Here is a 950-nt window from a genome sequence, read left to right on the forward strand (position 1 = left end):
CAGACATTTCTTTCGCCATGTCAGCGTCTTCGATTTGAGAAGCAGCAGAAGCCATGTTAGTAGCTTGGCTAGTTACGTTGTTTAAGTTATGGTCTAAACGGTTTAATTGAGAACCGAAAGTTGCTCTAGCGTCAGCAACAGCTTGGATTGCAGTGTCGATTTTTTCCATTTCTGCTGTTGCTGCAGTTATAGCAGCTGCTGGATCAGCAGCGTCTGTTAAAGTTCCAACGGCCGCTCCAAGTAATGTAGCTGCCTTTGCATTAATAGCTGTGATATCAAGTGTATCATTTGCAGCGTCAGAAAGTTGAATCTTAATATCTGTACCACCACCAGCTTTGTTTAAGAATGAATTACCGTTAAAGTTAGTTTTTTCAGCAATATGGTCAATTTCCTCTGCTAATTGTTTGTACTCTTTGTTTAGAGAAGCTGAGTCTTTAAGGTTATTCGTACCACTAGCAGCTTGCGTAGCAAGATCACGCATACGAAGTAAGATGTTAGAAATTGAGCCTAAAGCAGCGTCACCAGTACGTAAAGCAGACATAGCGTCTTGTGTGTTACGTGCTCCAACGTTTAATCCGCCTTCTTTTGCACGCATACGAGTAGCGATAGCTAATCCAGCAGCATCGTCAGCGGCACTGTTAATAGATTTACCGCTAGATAAACGATTCATCGCAGTATTCATTTTGTCTTGGTTTTGGCGCATGTACTCTTGTGTACGCATGCTGTTAATGTTTGTATTAATTCTCATGTAAAGAACCCCCATTTTTTATCTTGGACTTTTAGTTATATATAAATCTCTTTGTAATCAAAGAGATTTATATGATCAAATGGCTTATTGTAATAATTTAGAAACCATTTGAGGAGTTTGGTTAGCTTGAGAAAGCATGCTGATACCAGCTTCGTTCAAGATTTTGAACTTAGTCATTTCAGACATTTCTTTCGCCATGTCA

Annotated in this window: 2 protein-coding genes; both read right to left on the reverse strand. The window is 39.5% G+C overall.

All coding sequences use genetic code 11. The features are described from left to right. On the reverse strand, positions 1-748 hold a 748-nt coding region (locus ACSG5Z_RS29625), incomplete at its 3' end, for a flagellin N-terminal helical domain-containing protein (protein ID WP_435712732.1). A gap of 84 nt (positions 749-832) precedes the next feature. Further along, the gene (locus ACSG5Z_RS29630) at positions 833-946 is read right to left on the reverse strand and encodes a flagellin (protein ID WP_199675636.1); all 114 of its coding nucleotides are present in this window, start codon (positions 944-946) and stop codon (positions 833-835) included. Between the last annotated feature and the right edge of the window lie 4 nt (positions 947-950).

Source organism: Bacillus pretiosus, assembly GCF_051294775.1.
Taxonomy (GTDB): domain Bacteria; phylum Bacillota; class Bacilli; order Bacillales; family Bacillaceae_G; genus Bacillus_A; species Bacillus_A wiedmannii.

What these genes read in the sequence shown, in the direction of transcription:
- ACSG5Z_RS29630 (WP_199675636.1), bottom strand. Translation starts at nt 946, where the DNA reads ATGGCGAAAGAAATGTCTGAAATGACTAAGTTCAAAATCTTGAACGAA.